This window comes from Streptomyces deccanensis, from assembly GCF_022385335.1.
In the GTDB taxonomy this organism is placed as follows: domain Bacteria; phylum Actinomycetota; class Actinomycetes; order Streptomycetales; family Streptomycetaceae; genus Streptomyces; species Streptomyces deccanensis.
In genome coordinates this window covers 1,146,004-1,163,650 of sequence record NZ_CP092431.1, presented here as the reverse complement: position 1 = coordinate 1,163,650, position 17,647 = coordinate 1,146,004, and the positions used below count along the sequence as shown (strand labels likewise).

General features: G+C 72.7%; 16 protein-coding genes. 11 read left to right on the top strand and 5 right to left on the bottom strand.

The features are described from left to right. Positions 1 to 34: 34 nt before the first annotated feature. On the bottom strand, positions 35 to 1,354 hold the full coding sequence (gene paaK, locus L3078_RS05350; RefSeq protein WP_239751290.1) for a phenylacetate--CoA ligase PaaK: 1,320 nt from the start codon (positions 1,352 to 1,354) through the stop codon (positions 35 to 37). 196 nt (positions 1,355 to 1,550) lie between these two features. On the opposite strand from paaK, the gene paaA reads away from it, so the two are divergent. The 5 genes from paaA to paaE are packed head-to-tail and all read left to right on the top strand — an operon-like array spanning position 1,551 to position 5,334. Beyond that, on the top strand, positions 1,551 to 2,555 hold the full coding sequence (paaA, locus tag L3078_RS05345) for a 1,2-phenylacetyl-CoA epoxidase subunit PaaA (protein ID WP_239751288.1): 1,005 nt from the start codon (positions 1,551 to 1,553) through the stop codon (positions 2,553 to 2,555). Continuing rightward, entirely contained in the window at positions 2,552 to 2,848 is a 297-nt protein-coding gene (gene paaB / locus L3078_RS05340; protein WP_086785833.1) for a 1,2-phenylacetyl-CoA epoxidase subunit PaaB, read from the top strand. The genes paaA and paaB overlap by 4 nt, the downstream gene beginning before the upstream one ends. A 10-nt stretch (positions 2,849 to 2,858) precedes the next feature. Then, entirely contained in the window at positions 2,859 to 3,686 is an 828-nt protein-coding gene (gene paaC / locus L3078_RS05335; protein WP_239751285.1) for a 1,2-phenylacetyl-CoA epoxidase subunit PaaC, read from the top strand. Next, entirely contained in the window at positions 3,680 to 4,189 is a 510-nt protein-coding gene (paaD, locus tag L3078_RS05330; protein ID WP_239751282.1) for a 1,2-phenylacetyl-CoA epoxidase subunit PaaD, read from the top strand. The genes paaC and paaD overlap by 7 nt, the downstream gene beginning before the upstream one ends. Beyond that, entirely contained in the window at positions 4,189 to 5,334 is a 1,146-nt protein-coding gene (gene paaE / locus L3078_RS05325) for a 1,2-phenylacetyl-CoA epoxidase subunit PaaE (protein ID WP_239751281.1), read from the top strand. The genes paaD and paaE overlap by 1 nt, the downstream gene beginning before the upstream one ends. 240 nt (positions 5,335 to 5,574) lie before the next feature. Here the strand turns inward: paaE and L3078_RS05320 are convergent, their stop codons facing one another. After that, positions 5,575 to 6,633 carry a heme/hemin ABC transporter substrate-binding protein gene (locus L3078_RS05320; protein ID WP_239751278.1) on the bottom strand — a complete coding sequence of 353 codons (1,059 nt, stop codon included), beginning with the start codon at positions 6,631 to 6,633 and terminating at the stop codon, positions 5,575 to 5,577. A gap of 92 nt (positions 6,634 to 6,725) precedes the next feature. On the opposite strand from L3078_RS05320, the gene L3078_RS05315 reads away from it, so the two are divergent. From L3078_RS05315 to L3078_RS05300, 4 genes are all read left to right on the top strand, one after another. After that, entirely contained in the window at positions 6,726 to 7,538 is an 813-nt protein-coding gene (locus L3078_RS05315; protein ID WP_239751275.1) for a neocarzinostatin apoprotein domain-containing protein, read from the top strand. 99 nt (positions 7,539 to 7,637) lie between these two features. Beyond that, entirely contained in the window at positions 7,638 to 8,642 is a 1,005-nt protein-coding gene (locus L3078_RS05310) for an HtaA domain-containing protein (protein ID WP_239751273.1), read from the top strand. Between the two features lie 139 nt (positions 8,643 to 8,781). Then, positions 8,782 to 9,321 (top strand): hypothetical protein, encoded by a 540-nt coding sequence (locus tag L3078_RS05305; protein WP_239751267.1) that lies wholly within the window; start codon positions 8,782 to 8,784, stop codon positions 9,319 to 9,321. A gap of 86 nt (positions 9,322 to 9,407) precedes the next feature. Beyond that, entirely contained in the window at positions 9,408 to 12,062 is a 2,655-nt protein-coding gene (locus L3078_RS05300; protein ID WP_239751265.1) for an immunoglobulin I-set domain protein, read from the top strand. 120 nt (positions 12,063 to 12,182) lie between these two features. Here the strand turns inward: L3078_RS05300 and L3078_RS05295 are convergent, their stop codons facing one another. Both L3078_RS05295 and L3078_RS05290 read right to left on the bottom strand, forming a co-directional pair. Continuing rightward, positions 12,183 to 12,887, bottom strand: coding sequence for an HAD family hydrolase (locus L3078_RS05295; RefSeq protein WP_239751263.1), 705 nt, complete (start codon positions 12,885 to 12,887; stop codon positions 12,183 to 12,185). Positions 12,888 to 12,907: 20 nt separating this feature from the next. Further along, a complete protein-coding gene (locus L3078_RS05290; protein WP_239751251.1) occupies positions 12,908 to 13,396 on the bottom strand; it encodes an Lrp/AsnC family transcriptional regulator in 489 nt (162 codons plus the stop codon). 378 nt (positions 13,397 to 13,774) lie between these two features. Here L3078_RS05290 and L3078_RS05285 point away from each other — a divergent pair, with 378 nt between their 5' ends. Both L3078_RS05285 and L3078_RS05280 read left to right on the top strand, forming a co-directional pair. Further along, a complete protein-coding gene (locus tag L3078_RS05285) occupies positions 13,775 to 15,271 on the top strand; it encodes an FUSC family protein (protein ID WP_239760215.1) in 1,497 nt (498 codons plus the stop codon). 228 nt (positions 15,272 to 15,499) lie between these two features. Further along, positions 15,500 to 16,537 carry a lactonase family protein gene (locus L3078_RS05280; RefSeq protein ID WP_239760214.1) on the top strand — a complete coding sequence of 346 codons (1,038 nt, stop codon included), beginning with the start codon at positions 15,500 to 15,502 and terminating at the stop codon, positions 16,535 to 16,537. 117 nt (positions 16,538 to 16,654) lie between these two features. Here the strand turns inward: L3078_RS05280 and L3078_RS05275 are convergent, their stop codons facing one another. Beyond that, positions 16,655 to 17,578 carry a sirohydrochlorin chelatase gene (locus L3078_RS05275; RefSeq protein WP_239751249.1) on the bottom strand — a complete coding sequence of 308 codons (924 nt, stop codon included), beginning with the start codon at positions 17,576 to 17,578 and terminating at the stop codon, positions 16,655 to 16,657. Positions 17,579 to 17,647: the final 69 nt, after the last annotated feature.

Here is a 17,647-nt window from a genome sequence, read left to right as displayed (position 1 = left end):
CGCGGTTCCCCGCGCCCCCGACGGGGCGGGGGTGTCAGATCGCGGCGTCGCGGAGGTCACGCACCCGCTTGAGTTTGCCGACCGAGCGTTCCAGGGTCTCCGGGGCGACGATCGTGGTCTCGACGGTGATGCCGATGCCGTCCTTGACCGCCTGGGTGATCGTCGAGGCCGCCGCGTCCCGCTGCTCGGGGCTCGCCTCGGGGCGGGCCTCCACCCGGACCGTCATGTGGTCCAGGCGGCCCCGGCGGGTCAGCTGGATCTGGAAGTGCGGGGCCACGGCGGGGGTGCGCAGCACGATCTCCTCGATCTGACTGGGGAAGACGTTCACCCCGCGCAGGATGATCATGTCGTCGCAGCGGCCGGTGACCTTGCGCATCCGGCGGAAGGCGGGGCGGGCCGTGCCGGGGAGCAGACGGGTCAGATCGCGGGTGCGGTAGCGGATGATCGGCAGGGCCTCCTTGGTGAGGGAGGTGAAGACGATCTCGCCCTCCTCGCCCTCGGGCAGGACGGCGTCCGTGAGCGGATCGACGACCTCCGGGTAGAAGTGGTCCTCCCAGATGTGCAGACCGTCCTTGGTCTCGACGCACTCCTGGGCGACACCCGGGCCGATCACCTCCGACAGGCCGTATATGTCGACCGCGTGCAGACCCGCCCGTTCCTCGATCTCCCGGCGCATCTCCTCCGTCCACGGCTCCGCCCCGAAGATGCCGACCTCCAGGGAAGTGGTGCGCGGGTCGACGCCCTGCTTCTCGAACTCGTCGAGGAGCGTGAGCATGTAGGACGGCGTCACCATGATGATCTCGGGACGGAAGTCCTGGATGAGCCGCACCTGGCGGGCGGTCATGCCGCCGGAGGCCGGGATCACGACGCACCCGGCGCGCTCGGCCCCGTAGTGCGCGCCGAGGCCGCCGGTGAACAGGCCGTACCCGTAGGAGATGTGGACCTTGTGACCCGGACGGCCGCCGGCGGCCCGGATCGAGCGGGCGACCACGTCCGCCCACATCGACAGGTCGTTCTCCGTGTAGCCGACCACCGTGGGCCGCCCGGTGGTGCCGCTGGAGGCGTGGACGCGTCGCACGTCGGCCATGGGCACGGCGAACATGCCGAAGGGGTAGGTGTCGCGCAGATCGGCCTTTGTGGTGAAGGGGAACCGGGCGAGGTCGTCGAGCGAGCGGCAGTCGTCGGGGCCGACTCCGGCCGCGTCGAACTTCTTCCGGTACAGCTCCACGTTGTCGTAGGCGTGCCGCAACGTGGCCCGCAACCGGCGCAGTTGGAGGCCGCGCAGGTCTTTCGGGGTGAGGCGTTCGCCGGCGTCCAGGAGGTCGCGGGGGAGGGGCTCGCCCAGGGTGCTCATCGCGACTCCTTCGTGCTCACCGCCCGGTGAACCGACCGACCATTCGGTTGCTGTGCGTCACGGTCATGTAACCCAGCCGTGGCCACGCCTGTCAAGGAGTCGCCGGGGGGTGTGAAGGGGTGTGCGGGTCTTGCCCGGCCGCTCGAATCGCGTCACACTGGTACCGAACGAATGGTCGGTTGGGAAGCTGGTATCGATGACGACGACAGACTCCGCCGGGGAGCCGTCCCGGGGCACCGAGGGGACGCCGGACGCCGAGGACGCCCTCCGGCAGCACTTCGACGCGACGATCGCCCGGGACCAGCGGATCGAGCCCCGCGACTGGATGCCCGACGGTTACCGCAGGACGCTCGTCCGGCAGATCGCGCAGCACGCGCACTCGGAGATCATCGGCATGCAGCCGGAGGGCGAGTGGATCACGCGTGCCCCGTCGCTGCGCCGCAAGGCGATCCTCTTCGCCAAGGTCCAGGACGAGGCGGGCCACGGGCTCTACCTGTACTCGGCCGCCGAGACCCTCGGCGCCGACCGCGCGGACCTGACCCGACGCCTCATCGAGGGCCGCCAGAAGTACTCGTCGATCTTCAACTACCCGACGGCGAGCTTCGCCGACGTCGGTGTCATCGGCTGGTTCGTCGACGGCGCGGCGATCTGCAACCAGGTCCCCCTGTGCCGGAGTTCGTACGGGCCGTACGCGCGCGCGATGGTGCGGATCTGCAAGGAGGAGTCCTTCCACCAACGGCAGGGCTACGAACTGCTGCTGACGATGATGCGCGGCACCGACGCACAGCGCGAGATGGTCCAGGACGCGGTGAACCGCTGGTGGTGGCCCTCGCTGATGATGTTCGGCCCGCCCGACGACGCCTCGCCCAACTCCGCGCAGTCGATGGCCTGGAAGATCAAGCGCCACAGCAACGACGAACTGCGGCAGCGCTTCGTCGACATGACCGTCCCGCAGGCCGAGAAGCTCGGCGTCACTCTCCCCGACCCGGAACTGCGGTGGAACGAGGAGCGCGGCCGTCATGACTTCGGCACCCCCGACTGGGACGAGCTGAAGCGCGTGATCTCCGGCGACGGACCGTGCAACGACCAGCGGATGGCACGGCGGCGCACCGCCCACGAGGAGGGCGCCTGGGTGCGCGAGGCGGCCACCGCCCACGCGGCGAAGCGCGACGAACGAGCCCGGAAGGGGACGGCGGCATGACCGGCACGAACAAGGGCGACTGGCCGCTGTACGAGGTCTTCGTCCGCGGCAAGCGCGGCCTGAACCACGTCCACGTGGGCTCACTGCACGCCGCCGACGACCAGATGGCCCTCACCCACGCCCGCGACCTCTACACCCGCCGCAACGAGGGCGTCTCCCTCTGGGTCGTGCGCTCCGAGCACATCGCCGCCTCCACCCGCGACGAGAAGGACCCCTTCTTCGAGCCCAGCGCCGACAAGGTGTACCGCCACCCCACGTTCTACGACATCCCCGACGACGTCCCGCACATCTGAGGAGCAGGGTATGAGTGACGACCACGTCTACCTGACCCTCGCCGAGGGACACGAGGACGACGCCCGCTGGGCGTACGGCACCGGCTTCGAGGACCCCCTGCACGGCGTCGACACCACGGTGCCCGAGGGCGTGGACGCCGCCGAACTGGCCGCTGACTGCGTGGCGTTGGCCGACGACGCCCTGGTCAGCGCCCAGCGGCTCGCCGAGTGGACCACCCGCGCGCCCGAGCTGGAGGAGGAGGTCGCCCTCGCCAACATCGGCCTCGACCTCCTCGGCCAGGCCCGTCTGCTGTACTCCCGCGCCGGGCAGGTCGACGGCACCGGGGGCGACGAGGACGCGTACGCCTACTTCCGGGACGCCGCCGACTTCCGCAACGTACGCCTCGCCGAACTCCCGTGCGGAGACTTCGCGTTCTCCATCGTCCGGCTGCTCGTCCTGTCCAGCTGGCGCCTCGCGCACTTCGAGCGGCTGGTCACCCACCCGGACCCGGTCCTCGCGGCGATCGCGGCGAAGGGCGTCAAAGAACTGACGTACCACCGGCAGTACGCCGCCGAATGGGCCGTCCGGCTGGGCGACGGCACAGGGGAGTCGCACCGGCGGATCCGCAAGGCGATGGAGCAAGTGGCCCCGTACTTCGGTGAGTTGTTCACCGCCTGCGACGTACGGGACGAGGTCGCCGCCGTGCTCCGCCAGGTCACCGAGGCGGCCGGCCTGCCGATGCCGGTCTACCGGCCGCTGGCGGGCGCGGGCCGCGCCGGAGACCACACGGAGCATCTGGCGCCGCTGCTCGCCGAGTTGCAGAGCGTGGCCCGCGCCCACCCGGAGGCGACATGGTGACCACCCTGACCGACCCCGCGCGGCGCGCCCGGCACATCGCCGAACAGGTGCCGGACCCCGAGTTGCCGATGCTGACCCTGGCCGACCTGGGTGTCCTGCGGGAGGTGCGGCTGACGGCCGACGGCACGGTCGTCGCGAGCCTGACCCCGACGTACTCCGGCTGCCCCGCCATGGCCGAGATGCGCGCCGACGTGGCGGCGCGGCTGCGCGCCGCCGGCTACGAACGCGTCGAGATCCGCACGGTGTTGAACCCGCCGTGGACCACCGACTGGATCACCGACGCCGGCCGCCGCAAGCTGACGGAGCACGGCATCGCCCCGCCCGGCGCGGCCCCCCGGGGCCCTGTCCCCCTCGTGCTGGCGCCCACCCGACGGTCCGTCGCCTGCCCCCGCTGCGACTCCGCCGACACGGAGGAGACGTCCCGCTTCGCCGCCACGTCCTGCAAGTCCCTGTGGCGCTGCCACACCTGCCGCGAGCCGTTCGAGCACGTCAAGGAGATCTGATGGAAGGCCTCAGCGAGAGCCCGACGAGAGGGGTTCCGGCCTCGGCCGCTCTCCGGGGCGGGGCGGGGCGCGCAACGGCGCGGCGACGGCCGGGATTCCACGTCCTGCGGGTCGCCGAGGTACGCCCGCTCTGTGAGGACGCGGTCGCCGTCGGGTTCGAGGTTCCGGCGGAGCTGGCGGAGGAGTTCGCGTTCTCGCCGGGGCAGTCGCTGACCTTGCGGCGCGAGATCGACGGGCGCGACGAGCGGCGGTCGTACTCGATCTGCTCCCCGGCCGGGACGCCCCCGCGCATCGGTGTACGGGTCGTACCGGGCGGACTCTTCTCGTCGTGGCTGGTCAACGACGTACGGCCCGGCGACACCGTGGAGGTCATGGCGCCCACCGGCTTCTTCACCCCGGACCTCACCGCCCCCGGCCACCATGTGCTGATCGCGGCCGGCTCCGGCATCACCCCCATGGTCTCCATCGCCGAGTCCGTGCTCGCCGCCGACCCCCGCTCCACCGTGACCCTGTTCTACGGCAACCGCCGCACGGGCACGGTGATGTTCGCCGACGAACTGGCCGACCTGAAGGACCTGTACCCGGCCCGCTTCCACCTCGCCCACGTCCTCTCCCGCGAACCCCGCGAGGCCGAGGTGCTCTCCGGCCGCCTCGACGCCGAGCGGCTCTCGGCACTGATCGGCTCCCTGGTCGACGTCGGGACGGCGGACCACTGGTGGCTGTGCGGCCCGCACGGCATGGTCCGCGACGCCCAGCGTGTCCTGGACGGACTCGGCGTCCCCGCCGACCGCGTCCACCAGGAGCTGTTCTACGCCGACGACGAACCGGTCCGGGAGGCGCGGCACGAGGAGGTCGCCGCGGAGGGGCCCGTCAGCGAGGTCACGGTCGTCCTCGACGGCCGCACCACGACCGCCGCGCTGTCCCGCGAGCGCAGCGTCCTCGACGGCGCCCAACGCACCCGCCCCGACCTGCCCTTCGCCTGCAAGGGCGGCGTCTGCGGCACGTGCCGCGCGCTGGTCACGGACGGCCGGGCCGAGATGCGCCGCAACTTCGCGCTGGAGCCGGCGGAGGTCGCGGCGGGGTACGTCCTGACCTGCCAGTCGTATCCGGTCACGGACGCGTTGACGGTGGACTTCGACACGTGAGGTCGGGGGCCGGGGGTGCGTTGTCGGGTGCGGGTGCGTGGGGGTTGCTCGCGCAGTTCCCCGCGCCCCTGAAAGGCAGGGGCTGCGCCCCGTGCTTTTCATCCCGCAGCCCCGTCGCTTTTCCGGCCCGCAGGGCCGTGGTCTTTCAGGCCCGTAGGGGCCTGATGCTTTTAGGGGCGCGGGGAACTGCGCGAGAAGCCCCACCCACCCGCACCCGAACAACCGGCCCCCGAACCCCCCTCACCCCTGATGCAACCGATCCACCAAAATATCGATCACCAACGGCGTACGCGGCCCGAAGCTCAGCAGCACCCCGTCCTCCAGATCCACCACCCGGCGGTCCATCCCGGCCGGCGTCTCCCTGATGCCGGGGATGTCCACCAGACCGTCGACCCCGCCGACCGACTCCAGCCCCTTGCTCATCATCAGGATCACCTCGGGCTGCGCCTTGACGAGCGCCTCGCTGGTGATCGGGGTGAACGGCTTGTCCAGCCCGGCCGCCACCCCCGCATCCTCCGCTCCGGCCGCGTCGATGAGGGAGTCCGCTCCCGACCCCTTCCCGCCGATGAGATAGACCGCGGCCGACCCCCGCATGTACAGGAACGCCACCTTCGGCCGACTCCCCTCGGGCACGGCGGCCCGCGCCGCCTTCAACTCGTTGGCGAAGCGCTCGTTGAGGGCCTTGCCCGCGGCCGGAACACCCAGTGCCTCCGCCACCCGGGTCGTCCGCGCGGTCACGTCGGAGAGTTCGTTGGCCGGATCGAGGACGACCACGGGGACCCCGGCGTCACGGATCTGGTCCACGGCCTCGCTGGGCCCGGTGTCGGTGTCGGCGAGGACCACGGTCGGCTCCAGCGAGAGCACGCTCTCCGCGCTCACGTCGTGCGCCTTGGTCACCTGGGGAAGGTCCGCGGCCTCCTCGAAGGTCGCTGTGATGTCCCGGCCGACGACCTTGTCGCCGAGACCGAGTGTGAACACGATCTCCGCGATGCCCCCGTTGAGCGGAAGGATCCGTGAGGCGTCCTCGACGGTGACCTTCCGGCCGTCCGACGAGTCGACCGTGACGGGCAACTCGGGCGTGGGCGCCGCACCCTTCAGCGGCACGAGGGAGTTCGTGCTCAACTGCTTCCGGGCGGCGGCCGCCCGCTCGCTAGCGGACGGCGCCGACGACTTCGCCCCCGCTGCTTCCCCGCCCCCGTCGCCGCCTGCGCATCCGGCCGCCAGCATCGCGAAAGCAACGGCCAGTGCGGCAACTCCCCTTCGAGGGATGGTGAGTTGAGGTCTTCCGGGCCTTCGCATCGAACCGCCTCCCATGTCTACCGTTCGAACCAAGTGTTCGTTACTTTAGGTTAGCCTTACCTGAGTTACCTATGGTGGGAGTGCTGACCCCGATGCACAGATGTGGCCTACGAGCCCTGCGCGCAGCCCCGGCGGCCATCGCCGTCGCGAGTGCTCTGATCCTCTTCCCGGCCCCCTCGGCGATGGCAGCCGGCGGCTCCGCGACCGGACCCGAGGGCCAGAAACTCACCGTCTCCAAATCCTCCGGACTCGCCCCGGACGGCGAGACGGTCACCGTGTCCGGCACCGGCTACAACACCGAGAAGGGCATCTACGTCGCCTTCTGCGTGGACAACGGCGCGGGCAAGACCCCCACGCCCTGCGTGGGCGGCGTCGACATGTCCGGCGACTCCGGCGCGTCGGTCTGGGTCTCCTCCAACCCGCCCTCGTACGGGGAGGGGTTGGCGAAGCCGTACCAGGGCAGCGGGCACAAGGGCACGTTCTCCGTGCAGATCAAGGTGCGGGCCAAGGACGCCAACACCGACTGCGCCAAGTCCGGCGTGACCTGTGCCGTGATCACCCGCAACGACCACACCAGGGGCGGCGACCAGAGCCAGACGGTCCGCATCCCGGTGACCTTCGCCGGAGCCGGGGGCGACAGCGACGCCGACGACCCGGGCACCGGCAACTCGGCGACCCCGTCGGCCGGTACGAGCACGACGACCACCGGCGGCACGTCGAGCGACACGGGTGCCTCGGATGAGCCGCTGGCCAGCACCGGCAGCGCCGCCGTACCGCTCGGCATCACCGCCGCCGGACTGGTCGCGGCGGGCGGGGCGGCCTGGTTCTGGGCGCGCCACCGCCGTACCGCCAGCGCGACCGGGACCGTGTCCGGGGCCACGTCCGACTCCACGGACCCGAACTGACGGCGTGTCGAGAACAGCCGTCCACAGATCATTCGACGCTTCCGAGTCGGGGTGTCCGGTCGGCCGCGCGGTCGACCTTTCAGGGAGGACTTCGAGGTGATGAACAGACCTGGTGTCGCCGTGACGGCGGCGGGCGCGTTGCTCGCCCTGCTGTGCCAGGGCACGGCGACGGCGCGCGACGGGGCCGAGACCCCACGCGAGGTGTCCGGCGGATTCGCGAGCTGGGGACCGGCGTTCGAGGCGTCCACCGGCGCCGACGCGACGGTGACGGCCGGGGCGCCCGCCGTGCGCGGCTCCGGCGGGCGGACCTGGTTCCCGGTCGACGGCGGCACCGCGACCCCGGGTGCGGGGGACGCGGACATCGCCCTCGACGGCTCGATCCGGCTCGGCGGAGCCGGCACCGACCCCCTGACCCTCGACGAGCTGCGCCTGCGGCTCGACGGCGGCACCGGCACCCTCCGGGTGCGGGCCGAACGGGCGGAGGAAAGCGATGACCTGACGCTGGCCGAGGTCGGCACGGGTGCCACCACGCCGAACGTCCGTAGCGGCGGCGCCACTTGGTCCGGCCTACGGGTGTCGCTGACCGCCGAGGGCGCCGCACTGCTCACCCGATGGAGCGGGCGTTCGTACGCGGCGGGGGACGAACTCGCCCCGCTCGACGTGACCGTGGGAACCGGCGCGTCCGGGACCGCCGATCCGCAGGACGGGTCGCCCGGCGAATCCGACGCTTCCTCGTCACCGCCGGGCCCCAACGACACACCGACGGGCCCCGCCGACACCGATACGGGCGCCGACGCGGATGCCGGTGCCGAGCGGGAGACGGGGGAGTCCCCGTCCGCGGCGGTGGACCGCACGAGCCTCGCGGCAGGGGACGGTCAACAGGTCACCGGCGAGGGCTTCGCGCCGGGCGAGGTCGTGCTCGTCGCGATCGACGACGACACCCGCTATCAGGCCGTGGCCGACGCGTCGGGCCGGGTCGCCCGTGACTTCCCGGTGTACGACACCGCGACCGAGGGCGCGCACACTGTACGGCTGTACTCCGTGACCGGGGGTCGTGAGGCGGTCGCGGAGTTCGCCGTGGTCGCCGACGAGGCGGTCTCCTGAGCCCCGCCGGCCGGGTCAACGCGGGCCGCGCGCAGGCCCGTTGCAGGTTCTTTGCGTTCTGTTGACAAAGAGATCTCGATCAAGGTTAGGTAAGCCTTACCTAAGTACGCCTCCTCGTGCTCGAGAAAGGTGCTCTCCGATGAGAGTCGTTCCCTCCGCCCGTACCGCCGCCCGCGCCGGTCTCGCCGTCGCCGCCTCCGCCGCCCTGACCCTCGGTCTCGCCACCTCGGCCTCCGCCGCCACCTCGACCCGCACGATCGTCGACGGCACCACGACCTACAACCTGTCCCTGACCGCGCCGAACACGGCCGCCGCGTCGGGCCAGGTCATCACCGTCACCGGCTCCGGCTACAACACGAGCCAGGGCATCTACGTCGGCCTCTGTGTCGTCAACGGCACGCAGGGCGCCAACAAGCCGACCCCCTGCCTCGGCGGCCAGGACGAGTCCGGCTCCACCGGCGCCTCGCACTGGATCAACAACACCTTCGGCGGCCTCTTCGCCAACAGCTCCAAGTTCGGCACCGGCGGCACCTTCAGCGTGAACATCTACGTCCAGGCCACCCTCGAGGACGGCAGCGTCTGCGGCGAGGACGTCACCTGCGCGGTGGTCACCCGCGCCGACCACTTCGACAGCAACGACCGCAAGTACGACGTCCACGCCCCCCTCGCCTTCCAGTAACCACCCACCAGGCCGGGCCCCTTCGCCACGGGGCCCGGCCCTCGGCGTCCCCCGGGTGCGGGGCGCACCCGACGAATGAGGTACCCATGAGAGACGACACGACGGGCCGGCGGCCGGGGCGTGCCGCCGGACCGCGGCTCGGACGCCCCGCGGCGCTCCTCGGAGCGATCGCCCTGGTGGCCGCCACGGTCACCGCCGTCACGGTGAGCACCGCGGCGCAGGCCGCCGACACCCCGAAGACCGGCCTGGGCGCGCACGGTCAGAAACTGACCGTCTCCGCCTCCGCGAACCTCGATCCCGACGGCGAGAAGCTCAGGGTCACCGGCTCCGGTTACGACACGACCAAGGCCATCTACGTCGCCCTGTGCAAGGACAACGGCGACGGCAAGATCCCCTCCCCGTGCATCGGCGGCGCCGACGAGACCGGTACCGGCAGCTCCTCCCACTGGATCGTCCCTAAGGGCGACCCGTACGAGGGCAGCCTCGCCATCGCCTGGGGCGACGGCGGCACCTTCGACGTCGAGATCGACATCGAGGCCGAGGACAACGGCGTCGACTGCGCCAAGGTGGTCTGCTCCGTCGTCACCCGCGTCGACCACCGCAACTCGGGCGACCGCTCCCAGGACGTCCGTATCCCCGTCCGATTCGAGGGCCAGGACACCGGTGGCGGCGACGGCGGCGAGGGCGAGGACGTGCCCGCGGGAACGGTCGAGTACGTGGAGTCCGCCGCGTTCACGGCGGCCGGCAAGGTCAACGACTTGATGTTGCACCCCACGACCGGGCAGCTGTACGCCGGTTCGGACAACTTCGCCGCCTCGGGCACGGTCGACGAGCGTGGTCTGCACATCCTCGACCCGGTGGACGGCAGGAGCCGCGGCCACGTCGCGCAGGCCCCGGGCAGCACCGGCACGCTCGCGCCCCGCGCCGTCGTGCGGATCGCCGCCCCGCTCGCCGGCGACGGCGCCGTGTTCCAGTTCGCGCTGCGCGGCATCGGCACCGCCGAGACCGGTGACGCGGCCGCCGCCGGCAAGTGGATCGCCGGCGCCAACATCACCGGGATCGGCCCCGGCACCAAGTCCACCACCGTCCTGGTCGCCCAGGGCGCCACCCTCTCCGAGGTGGACATCGCCACCGCCGTCCCGCTGGAGAACCGCACCCTCACCCTGGAGGGCGGCTCCGTGCTCGGCGTCGACAGGGCCCACAACGCGGCCTGGTCCGCGGGCTCCACCGGCGGCACCCTGCGCCGGATCGACACCGGCTCCTTCACCGTGACCGCGTCGGCCGAACTCGCCGCCGACGTCCAGTTCATCGAGGCGGACCCGGCCACCGGCAACGCCTGGGTGGGCAGCGGCAACACCGTGCGCGTCTACGACAAGGACGCCAAGCTCCTGAAGACCATCGACGCGCCGACCGGGGCCGAGGCGGACCAGGCCGCCGACCTCGCCTTCGACACCGTCACCGGCCGGGCCTTCGTCGTCTGGCAGGACAACGGCGACTCCGGCAACGGCGGCGACCGCACCAGCCATCTCGCCGTGTACGACACCACCTCCTACGCGCAGGCCGCGGTGCCCACGAAGCTGGTCGACAACGAGTCCCAGAACGGACTGGCCTCGCTCGCCGTCGCCCCCGGCGGCACCACCGTCTACGTCAGCAGCCCCAGCGAGGGCGAGATCACCAAGCTCGACCGCCGGATGTCCCCGAAGGTCACCCAGTCCCCCACCGACCGGACCGTGGCACCGGGCGACGAGGTCTCGTTCGTCGCGGCGGCCGAGGGCACCCCCCAGCCCACCGTGCAGTGGGAGGTCAGCACCGACGGGGCCCAGACCTGGTCGGCGGTCGAGGGCGCGACGAAGAACACGTACACCTTCAAGGCGAAGGCGGCGCACGACGGTTACCAGTACCGTGCCGTGTTCAAGAACACCGTGGGCACGACCCGCACCCCTGCCTTCACCCTCACCGTCACCGAGGCCGACGACAGCACCGGCGGCGGCGACGGGGGCGGCGACGGCGGTGACGACGAGCCCTCCGGCACGAAGACGGTCACCGGTTCCGACGGCCAGAAGCTCACCGTCACCCCGGTCAACAACCTCGCCACCGAGAACCAGACCCTGAAGGTCACCGGCTCCGGCTACGACGAGAAGAAGGGCATCTACGTCGCCCTCTGCGTCGACAACGGCGCGGGCGAACTGCCCTCCCCGTGCGTCGGCGGCGTCGACATGACGGGCGAGTCGCACTCCTCCGCGTGGATCTCCTCCAACCCGCCCGACTACGGCGAGGAGTTGGCCACGCCGTACGAGGACGGCGGCGCGTTCGAGGTCGAGCTGACCATCGACGCCAAGGACGAGTACACCGACTGCTTCAAGGCCCGGTGCGTCCTCGCCACCCGCGCCGACCACACCCTGTCCGGCGACCGCTCGCAGGACGTCAAGGTCCCGGTCGCCTTCGTCGGCCAGGACCCGGTGGACACCGACGACGGCGGTGGCGACACCGACGGAGGCACCTCCACCGGCGGTGACTCCGGCGGCGGTTCGACGTCCGGGAGCACCGGCACGACCGGCACGACCGGCACGACCGGCGCCTCCGGCAGCACGGGCGGCACCACGACCACCGGAGGCGGCGGAAGCCTCGCCTCCACCGGCCTGACCGTCCTCGGCGCGGTCGCCTCGGCCGCCGCGCTCACCGTGACGGGCTGGATCCTGCACCGACGGGCCCGCAAGGCGGGCCAGGGCACGACCGCCTGAGCCGCCCGACCCCGGAACCCTCGACCGGAGCCCGGTCCGCCGACACCCTAGGCGGACCGGGCTCCGCCGTCACGAGCCGCCCGCCGTCACGAGCCGCCCGCCGTCAAGAGCCCCCCACCGTCACGAGCCACCCGAGGCCACGACCCAGTCGTACGCCTCCCGCGCCGTGAACGCCCCCTGCCCGCCCCGCACCAGCAGCCCCGCAGTCGCGAACGCCGGGTCGTCGGCCTGTCCGGCGAGGTACGGCACCGCGACGCACCGCATCCCGGCCGCGTGCGCGGCGGCCGCGCCCGGCGCCGCGTCCTCCAGGACGACACAGTCGGCCGGGGCGGCCCCCAGCCGCCGGGCGGCCTCCAGGAACACATCCGGCGCCGGCTTGCCGCGATCGACCTCCTCCGCCGACACGACGGTCCGCAGCCACGCGTCGAGCCCCGTCGCGCCGAGGATCACCTCGATCGCCTCGCGCGAGGACCCCGAGGCCACGGCCATGGGTGTGCCGGCCGCCGCGAGCAGTTCCACGAACGCCCGCATCTCCGGGTAGACCCGGGTACCGGCGCGGGCCAGCTCCAGATAGTGGCGGTTCTTGGCGGCGACGATCGCCTCGACCGGTGCGGCGAGGTCGTACCGCTCCTTCCAGTCCGAGACCGTCTCCTGGACGCTGATGCCGACGTACCGCTCGTGATCCGCCCAGGTGAAGTCGGTGACCCCGTGCTCGGCGAGGATCCGCACGCTCGCCTCGTAGTAGTTCGGCTCGCTGTCCACGAGCGTTCCGTCGAGATCGAAGATGACCGAAGTGCTTCGGGTGGTGTGACGGGTAGTGCTCATGAACGCCAGGATGTCATCGCTCAGTTCCGGGCCGGCCGGCCCGCCGCCGAGCCGATCGACTCCACCAACGGGCCCAGCCGGTACGGCACCCGCTCCCGCAGCGCCACCTCCGTACGGGTGCGGACCACACCCGGCAGACTGATCAGCGCCTGGATGACGTCCTCCAGATGCGCGTTGTCCCGGGCCACGACCCTGGTCAGGAGATCACCGCCGCCGGTGATCGAGAACGCCTCGACGATCTCCGGCACGGCCGCCAGCGCGTCGCCCACGTCGTCCAGGTGCCCCTGGGTGACCTCGATGTGCACGAAGGCCAGCACCGGGTGGCCGAGCGCGGCGGGGGAGAGCGACGGACCCGTGCCCGTGATCACACCGTCCCGCTCCAGCCGGTCGAGGCGGGCCTGCAACGTGCCCCGGGCGATGCCGAGCACGCGGGCGTACTCCCGCACGCTCGTGCGCGGCTGCTCCAGCAGCAGCCGCAGGATGCGGGTGTCGAGTTCGTCCACGGCCATGGTCCGTCAGCCTTCCCGTGTCGGTGCAGATCATGGGAACTGTGCCGATGGCCCAGTGAACCGCACGTCCGGAGAACCACCTCACCCAGGACCCCACCGCCGGAGTCCGCTGATCCGTTGGCCCACCGGGCATCGACCGCCCCCTGCCCGGGACTGTGCCAATGGCCCAGTCCCGAAGGGCGCTGTTGAGCCATGGTGGCACGGGATGGTACTTCTGCCGTATCCATGTAACTCAGGGCGCCGCGCGGTGCCGGAGCGGCGACGAGGCCGGATCCGGAGCGCGGCGCCTTCGCCGTGCCCGCCCCCGCCGGAGACCCCGGCCGGGCCGTGGGCGGGGCGGGCACCACGCCAAGGGGGCGGCACACCGTCATGAAGAGGATGTTCACGGCTCCCGATCCAGGGCTGCTGCGGCTGCGGACCGCACTGCGCGCCGTCATCGGCGTGGGCGCCGCCGTGACCGTGTCCGAACTGTGCGGCCTCTCGCTCCCCGCGTCGATCACCGGAGGCCTGGCGGCCCTCCTCGCGCTGTTCACCGTCACCGACGCGACCGTCCCCGCCCAGCGGATCACCACCGCGCTCCTGCCGGCCGCCGGGTTTCCCGTCCTCGCCCTGGCCGCCGTCCTGCACGACGTCGGCGCCGCCCGTGACGCCGCGTTCGTGGCCACGGTCTTCTGCGGTGTCTACGCCCGCCGCTGGGGGCCGCGCGGCCAGGCGCTCGGGATCTTCGCGTTCATGAGCTACTTCGTCGCGCAGTTCCTCCACACCGTCCCGGCGGACCTGCCCGGGCTGTACGCCGCCATGACGCTCGCGCTGCTGGTCGCGGGCGTGGTCCGGTTCCTCGTGTGGCCCGTCGAGCGCGCCCTCCCGCCCGTCGCGCTCCCCGCCGGGCCGTCGGGCAAGGGGCTGGCGCGGCCCACCACCCGACAGGCGTTCCAGGCCGCGGTCGCCTGCTGCTTCGCCCTGCTCGTCGGTCAGGCCTTCTCCGAGGACCGCTGGTACTGGGCCGTCGGCACCGCATGGTGGATCTTCGTCAACACCGCGTCGCGCGGCGAGACGCTGGTCCGCGGCTTCCGCCGGGTCCTGGGCACCGTGATCGGTGTCGCCGTCGGTCTGCTCGTCGCCGTGCCGCTGGACGGGGCGCCCGCGCCGTCCGCCGCGCTCGTCGCGGTCTGCGTCTTCGGGATCTTCTACACGGCGGCGGTCTCGTACTCCTGGATGATGCTGGCGGTGACCGTCATGGTCAGCCTCCTCTACGGGCTGCTCGGAGTGCTGGACCCCGGTCTGCTCGCGCTCCGTCTCGTCGAGACGGGGGTGGGCGCGGTGTGCGCCGTGCTGGCGGTCGTCCTCGTCCTGCCGGTGACGACGCACGCGACCAACGACGCCTGGATCCAGCGGGCCCTGCACTGTGTGCACGCCGCCGCGACCGCCACCGCCGCGCGGCTGGAGGGCGTCCCCGGGGCCGACCCGGCTCCCCACGCGGCCGAGCTGGAACTGCTGCTCGGGCGGGCGCGGATGGCGCTCGCTCCGCTGGTCCACCCCCTGAACCCCTTCCGCGCCCGCAAGGCCCGCGCCCACGCGGCCCTGCGACTCCTGGACGACTGCGTCGGCGAGGTGCGCGCCCTCGTCTCCGCCACCGCCACCGCCGACCCGGCCGGTGCGCGCGAGGCTTCTTTGATCGCCGCCTGCTGGAGGGTGAAGGCCGCGGTGGAGGCGCTGACCACCCCCGGTGCCCGGGCGGCCGTCACCGGACCGGAAGGGCTCGCCCCCGCGGAGGCCGGGGCCGCCCTGGGGCATCTGCACAACCTGGAGCGGGCGCTGTCGGAGCTGGCCATGCCGCTCGGGGCGGCTCCGGGCTCGCGTACGGCCGCTCCCTAGCCGCCCACCCGCCGGTCGTCCGTCGCGCGCCCCCACCGTGCGTCCCGGACGTCGCGCGCGAGGGAGCCGAAGGCGCTCCTGGGGCGCGCGCGTCCGCACCTCGCACCACTCGCGGGCTTTGGTCTAGACCTACTGCTACTGTTCGCCCGCACACCGGGCGAGCGGGAGGGGACGGCAGTGACAGCAGCGCAAGCGGACGCGACGGACACGGACGCGACGGACACGGGCATGGTGGACGGGCCGCGACCACGACGGGCGTACATCGGGTCGTTCACCTCGGCGGGGGGTCCCGGCGTCCTCGTCGCCGACGTCGACGAGAAGAGCGGCGCGCTCACCGTCCTGTCGGGCGCGGACGACGTCCCCGACCCGAGCTATCTGGCCCTCGCACCGGACGGCCGCACGCTGTACGCGGTCAGCGAGCGGCCCGAGGGAGCGGTGGCCGCCTATCGGGTGACGGGCGACAGAGCCGAGTTGACCGGGCCCCCGGTGGCGGTCGGCGCCGGACCCACCCACCTCACCGTGTTCGACGGTCACGTCCTGACCGCCGACTACGGCTCCGGCAGCGTCACCGCCGTCCCGCTGCGCCCCGACGGCACCCTCGGACCCGCCGCGTCCGGGACTCTCCGGCACGCCGCGTCCGGGTCCGACTCCGGCGACCGACGGCCGCGCGCCCACCAGGTGGTGTCCGATCCGACCGGGCGCCGGTTCCTCGGGGTCGACCTCGGCACGGACTCGGTGCGGGTGTGCGCCGTGGAGGACGGCGTCCCGGTCGCACTCCACGAGACGGCGCTGCGGCCGGGCTCGGGGCCGCGCCACCTCGCCCTCCACCCGGGCGGACCGGGCGGACCGTACGTCTATGTGCTGAACGAACTGTCCCCCACGGTCACCGTGTGCCGCTGGAACGCCCCTGACGGCCCGCTGGAGCCGCTGGGGGAGACCCCGGTGCTCCCGGACGCCCCGGAGGGCGACGCGTACCCGTCGGGCCTCGTGGTGTCTCCCGACGGTCGTTTCGTGTGGACGGCCACCCGTGGCACGGACGTGCTCTCCGTGCTCGCCGTCGAGGGCGACGGGCTGCGCCTGGTCACGACGGTGCCCTGTGGCGGCCACTGGCCCCGCGCCCTCACCTACGCGGCGGGCACGCTGTACGTGGCCAACGAGCGCTCCGGCGACGTCACCTGGTTCACGGCCGACCCGCTCACCGGCCTACCGGTACGGTCCGGCTCGATCGAGGTACCCGGGGCCTCCTGCGTCGTCCTGCACGACTGAGACCACCCCCGCAGGGGGAGAGAGACGTACGGCCGGCACGCATACGCCCGAGGGCCCGCTCCTGCGAGAGGAGCGGGCCCTCGGCCGTACGGGTCGCGGTCCTGGGCGGTGCCGGACTCAGCGGACCGGCATGCCCTGGGGCTGCTGCGGCGCGATGCCGAGCGCGGTCGTGTACTTGCCGAGCGCCAGCTTGCCGATCGCCGGGTAGGGGCCGAGCGCCTCGGCGGCGGAGCAGCCCGCCTCGTTCGCGGCCGCCTCGATCAGACCCGCGTCGATCTCCGGCCCTATCAGGTACGGCGCGAGAGCCAGCTGCTGGGAGCCCGAGGAGCGCAGCTGCTCGGCCACGGAGGTGATCGAACCCTCCTGGTCGAGCGCGGCGGCCATCACCGGCACGGCGAGCCGCGCGGCCAGCAGCATGCCCGTGATCCCGGCGGCCTGCACGGCCTCCTCGCCGCCCACGGTCGCGAGGACGATGCCGTCCGCGGCGGTGGCGACGGTGAACAGCCGGGCCCGGTCGGCACGTGCCAGTCCCGACTCGGACAGGCGCACGTGCAGCGCCTCGGCGAGCAGCGGGTGCGGGCCGAGGACGTCGGTCAGCTCGGCCGCGATACGGCTCTCCATGACGGCCTGGCGGACCTGGCGGAGCGTGGCGCTGTCCGGACCGGCGAGCAGGGGCACGACGACGGCGACGGGGCCGTCCGGCTCCTTGACGTCCAGGCCGCCGGCCCGCGCCTGCTCGTAACGGGCGGTGCGCTCCTCGGCGGCGCGCGTGAGCACCGACTGCAGGGTGGGGAACTCGTCGGCGCCACCGTCGACGTAACCGATGCGGGCGTCGAGGCCGGGCAGCTCGGAGCGCGCGATGCTCACGACCTCCTCGGCGAGGCTGCGCGTGGCGGCGCTGGGCGTGCCCGGCACCGCGAGGACGAGCGCGGGCGCGCCCTCGGGAGCCGCCAGCGGCTCGGGGCGGCGGTGCCGCCCGGGCTGGCGGGGTCGCGGCATTCGTACAGGCAGGCCGGACGCGGGCCCAGTGGGGGAGCTCATGGCGCCGCATGTTACTGGCTTCTTGGGCTCCCCTGTTCGGGGAGGGTGCAGGTGAGCGGTATCCGTCCT